The sequence below is a fragment of the Bacillus sp. Root920 genome, from assembly GCF_001429445.1.
GTDB classification, from domain to species: Bacteria; Bacillota; Bacilli; order Bacillales; family Bacillaceae; genus Bacillus; species Bacillus safensis.
On the sequence record NZ_LMJV01000007.1, the window covers coordinates 18,459 to 34,372 of the forward strand.

10 protein-coding genes are annotated in these 15,914 nt (G+C 42.5%); 5 read left to right on the top strand and 5 right to left on the bottom strand.

What is annotated here, in order from left to right:
* Window positions 1-5 precede the first annotated feature (5 nt).
* Window positions 6-4,577 carry a glutamate synthase large subunit gene (gene gltB / locus ASE42_RS11340; protein ID WP_056767029.1) on the bottom strand — a complete coding sequence of 1,524 codons (4,572 nt, stop codon included), beginning with the start codon at window positions 4,575-4,577 and terminating at the stop codon, window positions 6-8.
* A 153-nt stretch (window positions 4,578-4,730) separates the two neighbouring features.
* Here gltB and ASE42_RS11345 point away from each other — a divergent pair, with 153 nt between their 5' ends.
* The 3 genes from ASE42_RS11345 (at window position 4,731) to ASE42_RS11355 (ending at window position 9,286) form a co-directional block, all read left to right on the top strand.
* Window positions 4,731-5,633 (top strand): LysR family transcriptional regulator, encoded by a 903-nt coding sequence (locus tag ASE42_RS11345; RefSeq protein WP_024422648.1) that lies wholly within the window; start codon window positions 4,731-4,733, stop codon window positions 5,631-5,633.
* A 94-nt stretch (window positions 5,634-5,727) separates the two neighbouring features.
* Window positions 5,728-7,464 (top strand): ABC transporter ATP-binding protein, encoded by a 1,737-nt coding sequence (locus tag ASE42_RS11350; protein WP_056767031.1) that lies wholly within the window; start codon window positions 5,728-5,730, stop codon window positions 7,462-7,464.
* Complete coding sequence (locus ASE42_RS11355; protein WP_056767033.1) at window positions 7,457-9,286, top strand: ABC transporter ATP-binding protein; 1,830 nt, start codon at window positions 7,457-7,459, stop codon at window positions 9,284-9,286. Before ASE42_RS11350 ends, ASE42_RS11355 begins: the two co-directional genes overlap by 8 nt.
* Window positions 9,287-9,336: 50 nt before the next feature.
* On the opposite strand, the gene ASE42_RS11360 is transcribed toward ASE42_RS11355, so the two are convergent.
* Window positions 9,337-10,164 carry a MerR family transcriptional regulator gene (locus tag ASE42_RS11360; protein ID WP_056767035.1) on the bottom strand — a complete coding sequence of 276 codons (828 nt, stop codon included), beginning with the start codon at window positions 10,162-10,164 and terminating at the stop codon, window positions 9,337-9,339.
* A gap of 87 nt (window positions 10,165-10,251) precedes the next feature.
* Between ASE42_RS11360 and ASE42_RS11365 the strand changes: the two genes are divergently transcribed.
* Window positions 10,252-10,824, top strand: coding sequence for a GNAT family N-acetyltransferase (locus ASE42_RS11365; RefSeq protein WP_056767038.1), 573 nt, complete (start codon window positions 10,252-10,254; stop codon window positions 10,822-10,824).
* A 67-nt stretch (window positions 10,825-10,891) separates the two neighbouring features.
* On the opposite strand, the gene ASE42_RS11370 is transcribed toward ASE42_RS11365, so the two are convergent.
* From ASE42_RS11370 to proC, 3 genes are read right to left on the bottom strand one after another with little or no spacing between them, the layout of a single operon-like run.
* Window positions 10,892-12,160 (bottom strand): glutamate-5-semialdehyde dehydrogenase, encoded by a 1,269-nt coding sequence (locus ASE42_RS11370; RefSeq protein ID WP_056767039.1) that lies wholly within the window; start codon window positions 12,158-12,160, stop codon window positions 10,892-10,894.
* Between the two features lie 18 nt (window positions 12,161-12,178).
* On the bottom strand, window positions 12,179-13,297 hold the full coding sequence (proB, locus tag ASE42_RS11375; RefSeq protein ID WP_024428364.1) for a glutamate 5-kinase: 1,119 nt from the start codon (window positions 13,295-13,297) through the stop codon (window positions 12,179-12,181).
* A 27-nt stretch (window positions 13,298-13,324) separates the two neighbouring features.
* A complete protein-coding gene (proC, locus tag ASE42_RS11380) occupies window positions 13,325-14,122 on the bottom strand; it encodes a pyrroline-5-carboxylate reductase (protein WP_056767042.1) in 798 nt (265 codons plus the stop codon).
* Window positions 14,123-14,592: 470 nt separating this feature from the next.
* Here proC and ASE42_RS11385 point away from each other — a divergent pair, with 470 nt between their 5' ends.
* Window positions 14,593-15,789, top strand: coding sequence for a cytochrome P450 (locus tag ASE42_RS11385; protein ID WP_025093141.1), 1,197 nt, complete (start codon window positions 14,593-14,595; stop codon window positions 15,787-15,789).
* Window positions 15,790-15,914: the final 125 nt, after the last annotated feature.

Here is a 15,914-nt window from a genome sequence, read left to right on the forward strand (position 1 = left end):
CTTTCTTAATGAGCGAGGGCTGCTTTTTGCCCGTTTGCCGTTTCTTGATTTTTCGGTTTTGTGTTTGCTTCAAAGGCAAACATCACCGCTTCTTCATGACTGAGGCCCGCTTGTTTTTGTTCTTCAATACTTTGAAGCATCATTTTGTAATTTCTCGGAATGACTTTGATGAATTGATCCTTTTCTTGCTCCCAGTTTTCAAGAAGTGCTGCTGCTTTTGAGCTGTTTGTATAATCAAGGTGTTCCTTGATCATTTGCTTTACTTCTAGTTCTTCTTCATGATCTGTGAGCTTTTCAAACATGATCATTTCCATATTGCACATTCTTTTGAACTGTTTTGCATCCGATGTATGGATGTAAGCCACACCGCCAGACATACCTGCACCAAAGTTTTTCCCAACGTCTCCTAAAATAACGACACGTCCGCCAGTCATGTATTCACAGCCGTGATCTCCAATTCCTTCAACAACCACATGTACACCTGAATTACGAACAGCAAATCGTTCACCAGCACGCCCGTTAATATAAGCTTTTCCGCTAGTTGCACCGTAAAATGCAACGTTTCCTACAATGACGTTTTCATGTCCATTTTGTACAAAATGATCAGACGTTTTAACAGCAATTTTGCCTCCTGAGAGTCCTTTGCCGATATAGTCATTTGAATCACCTGTTAAATAGAGAGACATGCCCTTTGGCACAAATGCGCCAAAGCTTTGTCCAGCTGAACCAGTGAATCTGAGTGTGATCGTATCCTCTGGCAAGCCCTCTTCCCCGTAGCGCTTAGACACTTCACTGCCAGTAATGGTTCCGGCCACACGGTTGATATTGCGAATGTTCAATGATAGATCAACCGGTGTTTGATGATTCAGCGCTTCTTGCACATAAGGAAGGATTTCATTCATATCCAGCGATTCGTCAATTTTATGATTTTGCGGTGTTCTGAATGTCCGCGCTCCTTCTGGCTGATAAAGCAGTGTTTCAAGGTTTAGCTGGCCTGCTTTCCAGTGAGCTTTTGCTCGTTCACTGACCGCTAGGACGTCCGTACGTCCGATTAATTCATCCATTGATGTAAAGCCAAGTTCCGCTAAGATTTCTCTTACTTCTTCTGCAATAAACATCATGAAGTTCACAATGTGATCAGGGTTACCCATGAACTTTTTGCGAAGCTCTGGATTTTGTGTGGCAACACCGACTGGGCAAGTATCTAAATGACATGCTCTCATCATCACGCAGCCCAGCACGACAAGTGGAGCTGTCGCAAAGCCGTATTCTTCTGCTCCTAAAATCGCAGCCATCACAACGTCGCGGCCAGTCATTAACTTTCCGTCTGTTTCAAGAACGACTCTTTCGCGAAGACCATTTAACACAAGAGTTTGATGCGCCTCTGCCAATCCAAGCTCCCAAGGAAGCCCTGTATGTTTAATACTTGTTTTCGGTGAAGCTCCTGTACCGCCATCATAACCACTGATAACAATGACGTCCGCAGTTCCTTTTGCTACACCTGCTGCAATCGTGCCAACGCCGGCTTTAGATACAAGCTTGACACTGATGCGTGCATCACGGTTCGCGTTTTTCAAATCATGAATCAGCTGTGACAAATCCTCAATGGAATAAATATCATGATGCGGCGGTGGTGAAATCAATCCGACACCTGGCGTAGAACCACGTACATCGGCCACCCAAGGATACACTTTATTTCCTGGCAGCTGTCCGCCTTCTCCAGGTTTTGCTCCTTGCGCCATTTTAATTTGCAGTTCATCTGCATTGACCAAGTAATGACTTTTCACACCAAATCGGCCAGAAGCGATTTGTTTAATCGCACTTCTGCGGTCATCACCGTGTTCATCTACTGTAAAGCGGGCAGGATCTTCTCCGCCTTCTCCGCTGTTACTTTTACCGCCAATTCGGTTCATCGCAATCGCAAGTGCCTCATGCGCTTCTTTACTTAAAGATCCAAATGACATGGCACCTGTCTTAAAGCGGCGCACGATGGATTCAGCAGATTCAACCTCTTCCAGACGAACCGGCTTTTGTTTTGGCTGAAATGCAAACAGGTTTCTGAGGAAGCCGATTCTTTCTTCATCCGCTGCTTTTGTATATTGTTTAAATAGATCGTAATCTTCATTACGGCATGCCCACTGGAGCGTATGGATCGTTTTTGGGTTAAAGGCATGATGCTCTCCATTTTTTCTCCACTGGAATTCACTGCCTGATTCAAGTGTCTGGTCAGTTGCTGCTTGATACCCTGCTTCATGGCGAAGTTTTGCCTCATGAGCAATGGTGTCAAGATCAATCCCGCCAAGCTGAGAAGCTGTTCCTGTGAAATACGCTTGAATGACGTCTTCACTAATCCCAACTGCTTCAAAGATTTGTGCGCCTCTATAGCTCTGCACAGTGGAAATCCCCACTTTGGACATGACTTTGACGACACCTTCTGTCACGCTTTTACCAAACTTTGTAACAGCTTCATCAAAGCTGATCGAAATCGCTTCGTCTGCAATCAGCTGTTTGTACGTTTCATAGACAAGGTAAGGGTGAATCGCATCTGCGCCGTAGCCAATTAGTGCGGCAAAATGATGGACCTCTCTCACCTCTCCAGATTCAACGATCAGACTGACCTTTGTCCGTAGACCTTGACGCACAAGATGCTGATGAAGTGCACTTAGCGCAAGAAGTGGTGGAATCGGTACTTTTTGTGCTGTCATTTCACGGTCTGAAAGGATTAATAAAGAGACACCTTCTCTGATCGCTTTTTCCGCCTCTTCAAACATCGCATCCAGTCCGCGCTTTAAATCATCGGTGAAAAGTGTATGGATTGTTTTGCTTTTAAAGGCATTATGAACAATCGTTTTCAAGCCGTTAAATTGTCCGCTCGTTAAGACCGGTGTATAAAGTTTAATTCTTCGGCATGAATATTCATTCGGATGTAAAATATCGCCTTCGGCACCTAACCAAGTCATGGTTGATGTCACGAGCTGCTCACGAATGGCATCAATCGGCGGGTTCGTGACTTGTGCAAACAGCTGCTTAAAATAATGAAAAAGAGACTGCGCACGATCTGATAACACAGCAAGCGGTGTGTCACTTCCCATTGAACCGATTGGGTCCTTGCCTTCCTCTAGTAAAGGAATTAAATACTTTTGAATGTCTTCATACGTATAATGGAACGCACGCTGACGCGTCAATAAATCGTCCATTATACTAGAATTTTCTGAATTTTCTTCTGAGCGATTGACGTGGACCATTTCTTCATCGAGCCATTTTTGATAAGGAAGTTCATTCGCAATGGTCGATTTCACTTCTTCGTCAGAAATAATTCGTCCTTCTTCTAGATCAATGAGCAGCATTTTACCAGGCTCAAGACGATCTTTATACTTCACATCTTCTTCATTTGTGTCAATTACGCCAACCTCAGAAGAGAAAATGATATGATCATCATTCGTGACATAATATCTTGCCGGTCTCAATCCGTTTCGGTCTAAGATCGCCCCGATTTGTTTCCCGTCCGTAAAGGAAATGGCTGTTGGTCCATCCCACGGCTCCATGAGAGAACTATGGTATTCATAAAATGCCCGTTTCTCTTTCGACATGTGCGTGTTTTCCGTCCAAGGCTCAGGAATCAGCATCATTGCTGTATGAGCAGGTGTACGGCCTGCAAGCACAAAGAATTCAAAGGCATTGTCTAAAATGGATGAATCACTTCCGTCTGCATTCAGCACTGGCAAAATCTTGTCTAAATCGTCTCCGAAGGCTTCAGATACGAATTGTTGTTCTCTTGCTCTCATCCAATTGATGTTTCCTCTTAATGTGTTGATTTCTCCGTTGTGAATTAAGTAACGGTTTGGATGGGCTCTTTCCCATGTAGGAAATGTATTTGTACTAAATCTTGAATGAACAAGTGAAAATGCAGAAACAAATGTTTCATCCTGTAGATCAAGATAAAAAGCATCGACTTGATCTGATGTTAAAAGCCCCTTGTATACGATGGTTTGACTCGACAGGCTGACAAAGTAAAATTGCTTTTCCTCTCTTGTTCCCCAGTTCTCAGCCTGCTTACGGATGACATATAATTTTCGTTCAAATGACAAACGATCTGTGATGTTGCCGTTTGCTCCGATAAAGACCTGTCTCACAACAGGACAGCTCTTCGCTGCGACAGTACCAATTTTTCCTGGATCGACAGGAACCGTTCTCCAGCCAATTAATGTTTGACCTTCTTGTTTAATGAACCCGTTGATTTTCTGTTCGATGGCTTGACGCGTTTTTTCGTCATCATCTTTTGAAAAGAAGACCATTCCTACCCCGTAACGGCCTTTTTCAGGAAGTGCAAATTCTTTGCAGTTCTTTCTAAAGAAAGCGTCTGGCAGCTGTACCATTAAACCGGCACCATCACCTGTATACGGATCACTGCCTTGCCCGCCGCGATGATCAAGCTGGCACAGCATTTGTAATCCCTTTTTGACGATGCTATGTGTCGCCTCCCCTTTTAAATGGGCGTACAGTCCGATTCCACATGCATCATGTTCAAATTCAGGACGGTAGAGACCTTGTGGTTGTGGTAGTTGATTATAAGTCATCGTTTCTCTCCCCCGTTTAAAAGATCCGTTTTTTCACAGTAATAAAATCTCACAAACTCTGTAACTTATTTTAAGTTTTCAAATTGATATAAACAATATATAATTTAGATCAAAACAATCTCTTTTTGAGATAGATGGGTGTGAAGTGCAAAAATGGAGCTTCGTCAGTTACGTTATTTTGTAGAAGTCGCAGACCGTGAACACGTGTCAGAAGCGGCTGAAAACTTACATGTTGCCCAATCTGCCATCAGCCGGCAGATTGCGAATTTAGAAGAAGAGCTTGGAGTGGCCTTATTCGAACGAGAAGGACGAAATATCAAATTAACGAAGATCGGCAGACAATTTTTAGATCATGTCAGAACTGCACTCAAAGCCATTGATTATGCGAAAGAGCAAATTGATGAATACTTAGACCCGCACAAAGGAACGGTGAATATTGGCTTTCCTACAAGTCTAGCAAGCCAAGTGCTCCCTTCTGTCATCTCCGCCTTTAAGCAGGAATATCCAGAGGTCGATTTTTTACTTCGTCAAGGGTCCTATAAATTTCTCATTGAAGCGGTCAAAAACCGAGATATCGATCTCGCCTTTTTAGGACCCGTACCGACAAACGATTCTCAAATAGAAGGAAATATTTTGTTTTCCGAAAGCATTTATGCCCTTTTACCGGTTAGCCACCCCTTTAGCGGACAAAGGAGTATTCATTTAAGTGATTTAAGAAGGGATCATTTCGTGTTATTTCCTGAAGGGTATGTGCTGAGACAAATTGCGGTTGATGCTTGCAAGCAGGCAGGCTATGAGCCTACCATTTCATCTGAAGGAGAAGATTTGGATGCGATTAAAGGTCTCGTCTCGGCAGGTATGGGTGTTACCTTATTACCCGAAAGCGCCTTTTATGAAACAACACCCCGATTTACAGTGAAAATTCCAATCGATTTTCCTCAAGTGAGACGAACGGTTGGCATTATTGCATCTAAAACGCGCGAAATGTCTCCTTCTGCCCATGATTTTTATGTGTTTGTGAAGGATTTCTTTTCTAAAATTGAACAATATAAATAATTCATTAAAAGAAGACATTTCATTTGTAGAAATAATCCCTCTTTGTATATGATGGGTTACAGAACAAAAGACTATATGGAAGAAAGGTATTCGTATGAAATCAATTTTATCGTTTTTAAAGCCGTATCGGCTGTCCGTTGTGTCCATTGTCATTCTCACCTTTTTAAGCAGTATGCTCCAGCTGTATTTACCGACGTTAACAGCAGATATCGTTGATGTCGGTATCGTCCAGGGAGATATTGCTTACATATGGAAGGTTGGCGGCTGGATGGTGGCTTGTTCTTTACTCGCCATTTTGCTCACCATTTGGAAGTCTTACTTGTCATCAAAGACAGCACTTGGCTTCGGCCGTGATATGAGAAGACAGCTGTTTGTGCATGTCGAACAATTTTCATTAGAAGAATTTCAAAAGATCGGCACATCTTCCTTTATTACTAGATCAACAAATGATGTGAAACAAGTCCAAGATGTGACGATTATGATTTTACAAATGATGACGCGAGCCCCGCTCATGCTTGTGGGCGGAATTATTTTGGCAGTTTCCAGGGATGCTGTCCTGTCTCTTATCTTTTTAGCGGCCCTCCCCCTTCTTGGCGGATTCATCTATTTGGTGTCAAGAAAAGCCATCCCTCTATTCGGCCAGCTTCAGAAAAAAACAGACCGGCTGAATTTAATTATGCGGGAATCTCTTTCAGGCATCCGCGTTATTCGTGCGTTTAACCGTGTGGATGATGAAAAGGAGCGATTCCAAGAAGCCAACACGTCCTATAAGGACACTGGTCTTAAAGTCAACCGATTAATGGCTTACTTGTTTCCATTTATGCTGATCATCATGAACTTCACGAATATCGGTATTGTCTGGCTTGGTGCAAACCGAATTGATGCCGGAGAAATGGAAGTTGGGAATCTCATTGCCTTCATTCAATATGCGATGATGATTTTAATGGCACTGATTATGCTGTCGATGAGCTTTATTATGGTCCCAAGAGCACAAGCATCAGCTAAACGCATGAATGAAGTGTTAAACATGGAACCAAAGATTAAAGATAAAGAAGAATCTATGACTGAGCTTCACGAGCCCGCTCAATCCATTCGCTTTGAGGATGTGTCATTTTATTACTCAAATGCTGAGAAACCAGCCGTTCAAGGTATCACGTTTGAAGCCAAAACTGGTGAAACGACAGCCATTATCGGAAGTACGGGTTCTGGAAAAACAACACTTCTCCAGCTGATGACGCGCTTTTATGAAGTGTCAGAAGGCCGGATTACACTAGATGGTGTAGACATTAGAGAACTACCTCAGGAAAAACTGAGAAACCAAATGGGCTATGTCTCTCAAAAAGCTGTTTTATTCAGCGGAACCATTGCCGAGAATGTACGCTTTGGCAAACAGGATGCAAGCGATGAAGACATCTGGCAGGCGCTGCGAACTGCGCAGGCCGAAGAATTTGTTTTGCAAAAAGATGACGGAATTGATGCAGAAATTGATCAAGGTGGTTCCAATCTATCCGGCGGCCAAAAGCAGCGACTTTCCATTGCAAGGGCGCTAGTGAGAAGACCATCATTCTATCTGTTTGACGATAGCTTTTCAGCACTTGATTACAAGACAGATGCGAAGCTGCGGGCATCATTAGAAGCAGAAAAAGCTCATGCAGCCCTCATCATTGTGGCTCAACGAATCAGTACAGTGAAGCATAGTGATAAAATCATTGTACTTGATGAAGGGAAAATCGCAGGTATTGGAACACATGAACAATTATTAAAGGACAATCTTGTATACCAAGAGATTGTCGCCTCTCAGGAAGGTCAGGAGGTGAGCGAGGATGAGTAAGAAAATGTCTTCCGGCATGGGCCATAAAGGCGGCCACCCTAAAGGGCCAGCCGCAAAACCGAAGGAATTTAAGAAAACACTGCTACGTTTGACAGGCTACTTAAAACCAAGGAAATTTCAGCTGATCATCGTCTTTATTGCAGCGATTGGTTCAACTGTCTTTAACGTCATTAGTCCAAAGCTGCTTGGGGATGCTACCTCTTCCCTATTTGACAGCTTTACGAATGGAACAGCCGTTCAATTTGACGTCATTTCACGAATTCTTTTACTGCTTGTCGTGCTGTACGTCGTTGCCTCCCTCTTTTCATTCGTTCAGCAATATGTCATGGCTGGTGTCTCTCAACAGACCATTGCTGAATTACGGCAGGAAGCAAATGACAAGCTCACACGTCTCCCCCTTCGTTATTTTGATAAAACAACCCACGGGGACACGCTAAGCCGTGTGATGAATGATATCGATAATATTAATACATCGCTTCAGCAGGCGCTCACCCAAGTGATTACATCTGTGATTACAGTCATTGGGATTGTCGTCATGATGCTCTTCATCAGTCCGCTGCTTACATTGCTTGTTTGTTTGACGCTGCCACTCAGCCTGTTTGCGATTCGCGGTATTACGTCATTTTCTCAAAAGCATTTTAAAGCGCAGCAAAAAGAGCTTGGCACGATCAATGGACATATCAATGAGATGTTCACAGGACATCAGACAGTTCGTGCGTATGGCTACGAAAAGAAAGCAATCGATACATTTGATGAATTAAACGAAAAGCTGTATGAATCTTCAAGGAAAGCGCAGTTCATTTCTGGTTTAATGATGCCAATGATGACCTTTATCGGGAACCTTGGCTATGTGGCAGTCAGTGTAGCCGGCGGGATTCTTGTCATTAACGGGAATATTCGTGTCGGGGATGTGCAGGCGTTTATCCAATACACACAGCAAATGTCTCAGCCGCTTGTGCAAGCATCAAGCGTCGCAAACTTAGTTCAATCAGCGATCGCGTCTGCTGAAAGGGTGTTTGAAATCCTTGATGAGGAAGAAGAAAGCACCGAAGAAGATGCGGCAATTGATCTTGCATCACTCTCAGGCGATGTGAGCTTTGAACAAGTTCAATTCGGATATGAAAAAGGTCATCCGATTATTAAAGATTTGAATTTAGATGTGCAAGAAGGACAGACGGTTGCCATTGTCGGACCAACAGGCGCGGGAAAAACGACCATCATTAATCTTTTAATGCGTTTTTACGAATTAGATCAAGGCTCCATACGCATTGGCGGTGTCAAAACAACTGACCTCAGCCGTCAGCAAGTACGAGAATTATTTGCGATGGTTCTTCAAGATACATGGCTCTTTGAAGGAACGATTTACGACAACATTGCCTATGGCAGGCAGCACGTTTCCAAAGAGGATGTCATCAAAGCCGCCAAACATGCCTATGCAGATGATTTCATCCGCACGCTTCCAGATGGATATGACACACTGTTAACAGAAGATGCAGGCAACCTGTCTCAAGGTCAGCGCCAGCTGTTAACCATCGCCCGTGCCATTTTATCTGATCCAAAGATCTTGATATTAGATGAAGCAACAAGCAGTGTGGATACACGGACAGAGATGCATATTCAAAAAGCAATGAATGAATTGATGAAAGGCAGAACGAGCTTCGTGATTGCACACAGACTTTCAACAATCAAGGATGCAGACCTTATTTTAGTCATGAAGGATGGAAGCATCATTGAAAAAGGATCGCACAGCGAACTTTTAAAACAAAAAGGCTTCTATGCAGACTTATATATGAGTCAATTTGCCGAAAATCAAGTGGGATAACATCAAAAAAAGAGGATAGACACGCATGTCACATGCTGTCTATCCTCTTTTCAATTGCCATCTGCTCGATTCTTCACTTTTACACTGAGCTTCGTTATATATTCTGCTTCATCTTTAGACATGAGCGAATGTAGTAAATACTCCTCAAATACATCTCCATCCAGCATCATGCCCTCTTTCTCGATTTCATCTAACAAATGCGAATAAGCAGATTCGATCTCATCAAATGTTCCTTGATCATACATCACCGCATAGAGCCCGCCAGGTTTTTTGACTGCCCCCGGGCCATCCATTCGGCAGAACAGCTGATCTGACTGATGATAGTGCCGCTTACGGAACTGCTCCTTTTTTAAGACAGAACCATTTGCCGCAGCCCCTTTTATGCCAACTCCCTTTAAAAATTCCCCTACAATACGTGATATTTCTTCTACAGGTGTATTGAAGTCGATCGGGTTTGATGCACTTAGTACAACAGGTTCTTCTGGCAGCTCTTGAAACAGGACCTCGCCTATTTTCACATTTGCTAATTCATGTGTCGTCTCCATCACCCGCATAAGAAAAGCTTGGATGTCTTGAAGCTTTTCAATCTCTTGTTTGACCTTTTTTATTTGGTCGGCCGCTAGGCTTTGCAGTCTCTCGCGGGAAGGTTCTGTGAAATATTGTTTTAACTCTTTGATCGGAAATTGAACAGCCCGCAAGGATTGAATCGCAATAAAATGGTCAAATTGCTCAAGTGTATAGTAACGGTATCCATTTTCGTGAACACCAGCCGGCTTAAATAAATCGATTTTATCATAATACAGAAGCGTATCTTTTTTGACATCAAATAGCTTGGCAAATTCTCCAGTAAAAAACGTTTTTTGCACATCATTGATCATGATGAAGGCTCCTTCCTTGACTATGGAGTAACTCCATCCTTTATTATAACATCCAGAAACATCACTACGCATGGAAAGGATAAAAAAATGAACAAAATAACTCAACATGAAGTAACATTAGCACAAGCAAATAAAGAGGACTTCCCTTCAATGAAAAAAGAGCTCCAAAAAGCTTTTACAGCTGGTGTGATCGATGCATTTGGCGATGCGCATGATGGACCAATTCCTCCAGATGAAGTGATTGATGAATCTTTTCATTCGAATGAACACATTGTTTATCATATTATGCTAAATGGTGAAAAGGCAGGAGGCGTTGTGATCAAAATCAACCAAGAGACACATCACAACTCGGTTGATTTGCTATACATTTCATCATCCTTTCACGGCCAGGGCATTGGTCAGGCAGCATGGAAAGCCATCGAGGCGCAATATCCAGAAACGATTGTATGGGAGGTTGTGACTCCATACTTTGAAAAACGCAACATTCATTTTTATGTCAATAAGTGCGGCTTTCAAATAGTTGAATTTTATCACTTACACCATCCAGATCCAAACGCACCTCATGAAGCACATCAAGGCAATGAACCTTTAGCACCTGAGGAATTTGAATTTTTTAAATTTGAGAAGATCATGAAGAACAATTGTGCAAACGTAGGATAACGTGTATTTCTTTTAAATAAAGTTAAAAACACTACCTCATAAAAAAGGTAGTGTTTCTTGAATCTTTCTAGCTTCTAATCTGACCGTCACCACACAGAAGCAGCTTAGTTGTCGTGAGTGCAGGAAGTCCCATTGGCCCTCTGGCGTGCAGCTTTTGCGTGGAGATGCCGATTTCAGCTCCATAGCCAAGTGCACCGCCGTCTGTAAAGCGAGTCGATGCGTTATGATAAACAGCCGCCGCATCGACTTCGTTTAGAAACGTGAGTGCATTTTTTTCATCTTCTGTCACGATCGCTTCTGAATGTTTTGTGCCATACTGATCGATATGGCTGATCGCTTCGTCAATTGAATCGACTACCTTTACTGCAAGATCCAGACTTAAATACTCATCTGTCCAATCCACTTCTCCAGCAGGAACCGCGTTTGAAAAGTAAGACTCTGCTGCCTGGTCGCCATGTACAGTGACACGATGCTCCTGCAAAGCTTCATTTAATGAGGCTGCATTCTCTTTCAGCCATTCGCGATGAATGATCAGCGTCTCAAGTGCATTACATACAGCCGGACGATTCGTTTTTGCATTGATCACAATTTCAATGGCTTTTTTCACATTTGCGGTTTGATCAATAAAGACATGACAGTTCCCTGTCCCTGTTTCAAGCACTGGGATAGTGGATTCTTCTACCACTGTTTTGATTAAAGAGGCTCCGCCTCGCGGAATTAAAACATCGATCCACTCTTTTAGTTGAAACATCGCCTGAACGGATGAACGATCTGTTTGTTCAATTAATTGCACCGCATCACGAGGAATCTTTGTTTGATCCAATGCTTCATGGATCACACTGACAATGGCTTTGTTGGAAGAAATAGCGGAGGAACCGCCTTTTAAAATCACTGAGTTGCCTGCCTTTAAGGCAAGGCCTGCTGCATCGACAGTGACGTTCGGTCTCGCTTCATAGATCATCCCGATCACACCGAGCGGTACTCTTCGGCTTTTTACGTGTAAGCCGTTATCAAGAGTCCATTCATCCAATATTTCTCCAACAGGATCTGTTAATCTCGTCACGAGCCGCAAACTTTCAGCAAACTCATGAATTCTTTCTTCATTTAACATTAATCGATCCAAGAGTGCCTCTGTGAAGCCCTTTTCTTTGCCAGCATCTAAATCCTTTTGATTCTCCTGTAAAATAAAGCGGCTGTTTTGCTCTAATGCTTCTGCCATTTTAAGAAGCGCGTCATTCTTTTCCTCTGTTTGAAGTAAACTTAGTTTTTTTGAAACATGCTTTGCTTTTTTCGCTTTTTCTTTGACCGATGTGACAACTTCAGCTGTCAGTGTCATGGAATTCCTCCCTTTTGGTTAACAAACTGGAATCGATAAATCTAAATGACAAACAAATGCTTCAAGATCGACGACATGCACGATTTCATCTTGTAACAAATCACTCTTACGTGCGAGTTCATCTGACGCATAATTCACAATGCCAAGACCTATTTCTCTTCCATCTTGATCTAAAATACGGACCACATCGCCTTTTTTAAACGAACCTTTTACGTTGACAATCCCATCAGAATCAAGGCTTCCCTCTCGGTGCATGAGGAATTCCTGTGTTTTCTCTTGAACCACGATCTCACCCTTTGGTCCAGAATGAAAGGCAATCCACTGCTTCTTATAATTGAGCGGCGCTACATTTTCGTCAGCGGTAAAATAAGTACCGTCCTCTGTCCCATTGATGGCTTTGTCTAAAATGTCAGGCGTATCTGCTTTTCCTAAAAAGCCGTTGATCCCTGCGGCCATTGATATTTTAAACGCATCGAGCTTTGATTTCATTCCGCCTGTACCTACGCTGCTGCCAGCGTCTCCAGCAGCTGCTTCGATGTCTTCTGTGATGTCTGTCACTTCAAGAATTCTCTTTGCATTTGGATTTGTATGAGGATTATCTTCATACAAGCCATCAATATCAGATAAAATGGCAAGGAAATCCGCATCAATGAGTCCAGCTACTTTTGCAGACAATGTATCGTTGTCTCCAAACTTCAACCGATTGATCGTCACTGTATCATTTTCATTAATAATTGGGATGATGCCTCGATCTAATAACACGTTCATTGTGTTACGCACATTTTGATAGCGCGTTTCATCAGAAAAATCACTTCTTGTAATTAAGAGCTGTGAGGCAATATAACCGTGTGATAAAAATAAAGTAGAATATGATTCCATTAAAAGCCCTTGCCCAATTGAGGCAGATGCCTGCTTTTCCGGCAGTGTTTTGGGTCTATCAATAAATCCTAGTTTTCGGTAACCAGCTGCAACCGCACCAGATGAAACCAAAATGACTTCATGTCCTTCATCTTTGAGTTTCACAATTTGATTGACGAGGTTTTCTAGTTTTTTCAAACTAATCTCACCTTGAAAGCTAGTAAGAGAGCTGCTTCCGATTTTCACAACAATTCGTTTTCTCTCTTTATCTGCGTACACCTAATCACTCCTGTACCTGAGCTCTATTTATATAGATACTTTTTGTTTTTGCTGATTGCTTATCTCTTTTGATCGATTGGCAGCATGCTTGACAGCCTGCTTGATCGCTTCTCCTCCGCCAAAATCATCTAATGCATTGAGTCCTGCAGCAGTTGTTCCATTTGGTGACGTAATTTTCTCTCTTAGGACAGAAGGATTTTCCTCTGTTTTTTGCAGCATTTTTGCCGCACCGAGGAGTGTCTGCGCGCCAATTTGGCGAGACAATTCCTTTGATAAACCTGCCTCTTCTCCTGCTTCTTCGATTCTTTCCATTAAGAAATAAAAGTAGGCGGGCCCGCTTCCAGCAATTCCAGTAAAAATATCCATTTGCTCTTCCTGAATGGTATAGACTTCGCCCATTTCAGATAAAAGAGCCTGGCTTATGCTCATATGGTCGTTTTTCACGTAACGTCCAGCAGATAAAGCAGTCGCTGATGCTCCGATCGTACTTGATGTATTTGGCATGACCCTCATAACAGGCTGGCCTTCATGCAGCATGTCTTCAATATACGATAGCTTAACACCTGCAAGGACAGACATGATGAGCTGATCTGGCTGAATACGAGGTTTTAATGATTCAAGGGCTGCTTCAGCATCCTTTGGCTTCATGGCCAGGATCAACATATCCATTTCTTCAAAAGGAAATGAATCCATTGCGGCTGTTTGGATTCCGTATCGTTTCGTTAGTTCATTCAATCGAAGTTGATTTTGTCTGTTTGTTGCGTAAATTTGGTCTAGCGGCATCTGTCCTGATCGCACAATCCCTGCAATCATTCCTTCCGCCATAGAACCTGCTCCAATGAAAGCAACTTTCTTTTGATCAATGATATTGATCCTCTCCCTTGTTCGCTTTTTGTTCGTGTTTTTCGCACGTTAGTAATCGTAACATGATGAGAAATCGTGTCAAGAAAGAGCCAGCGCTTTTCAAAAGTCCCGAATGCATGGCCGGCAGCTTGCTGCAAGTATGTTAGCCGTGTTTTTCAAATACAGTAATTTAGATCAAAAGAACTATGTTCATTTGAATCATAGGACCCTTTCGTTCGACTGGATTCACCAATTTATTTTTGGTTTCGGTGACTTCAATTCTATTTTTCAGAAAGCGCTCTCATTTTAATGACTTTCTATTTTCCTATATAGTGAATGTGCTTGAATCTTTCGATTAGACTATTGACATATTTTAGAAAACATGTCCGTTGAAATGATATTTTACTGGTGATACCGTGAAAGAGAAATCATGTGAAAAAGGAGCGTTCATAATGAAAGTGAAAGAAAACTATGTCAATGTGATTCCAATGAAAGAAATCCGTTCTACCGATGACCTTCTTTTCCCATTCCCTATTTACAATGAGCTGCGTGCAGAGAGTGATATTAGATATGATGAGACAAGAAAGTGTTGGGATCTCTTTCGATATTCGGATATCCAGTCTGTTCTAAAACAGCCTAAAGTGTTCTCTTCACAGCGAGGAAGAAGCACGTCTAAAACAAGTATTTTAACGATGGATCCTCCAAAACATACAAAGATGAGAGCGCTTGTGAATAAAGCGTTCACCCCAAAAGCGATCAAGCAATTAGAAGATAAGATCAAAGACTTGACACATGATCTATTAAATCAAGTTAAGGACCAACGTACGTTTGATATTGTGCAAGATTTAGCAGCTCCCCTGCCAGTGATGATCATCGCTGAGCTTCTCGGTGCAGAGGTGCAGGACAGAGAGCTGATTAAAAAACATTCTGATGCCCTTGTGGCAGGTGCTAAGGATGAATCAAAAGAAGCCATTCAGGCTGTTGTAGATATGCAGAAACGCGCTGAAGAGGAGCTGTCCGTTTATTTTGCTCATTTGATCAAAAAACGAAAAGAAACACCAGCCGATGACTTGATCTCGCTTCTCATTCAAGCGGAAATTGATGGAGAGCGTTTAACGGAAAATGAACTGCTTGGCTTTTGTATTCTACTACTCGTTGCAGGCAATGAGACAACGACCAATTTAATAACCAATGCCGTACGACTGCTGACAGAGCAGCCGCATATCGCTGAATCAGTTCGGCAGGACCCCTCTCTTATTCCTCAATTGACTGAGGAAACGTTACGGTATTATCCCCCTGTTCAAGCCATTGGCCGAATCGCTGCAGAAGATGTTGAAATTGCAGGCGCGCACATTGAAAAAGGAGACTATCTCATCAGCTGGGTTGCTTCAGCAAATCGGGATGAACAGAAATTTGAAGATCCAGATACGTTCCGGCTTGACCGAAAATCAAATCCACATATGAGCTTTGGGTTTGGCATCCACTTTTGTCTCGGTGCACCGCTTGCCCGGCTTGAAAGCAACATTGCGCTTGACGTTTTACTCCATACGTTTCAAGACATCACCTGCGCTACAGATCAGCTAAAACCTATTCAAAGCACGTTTGTTTTTGGGGTAAAAGAATTTCCTGTACAAGTCACCCGTTTTTAAAAGTCCCTTTTCAGGGGCTTTTTTTCATTTTCTTCAATTCATCATCTCTTTCTTACCTTCCTCCTCCGAACATGCTAAAATAAAATCCATACAAAGTGATAACGGAATGCAGAAAGGAAGCCGAA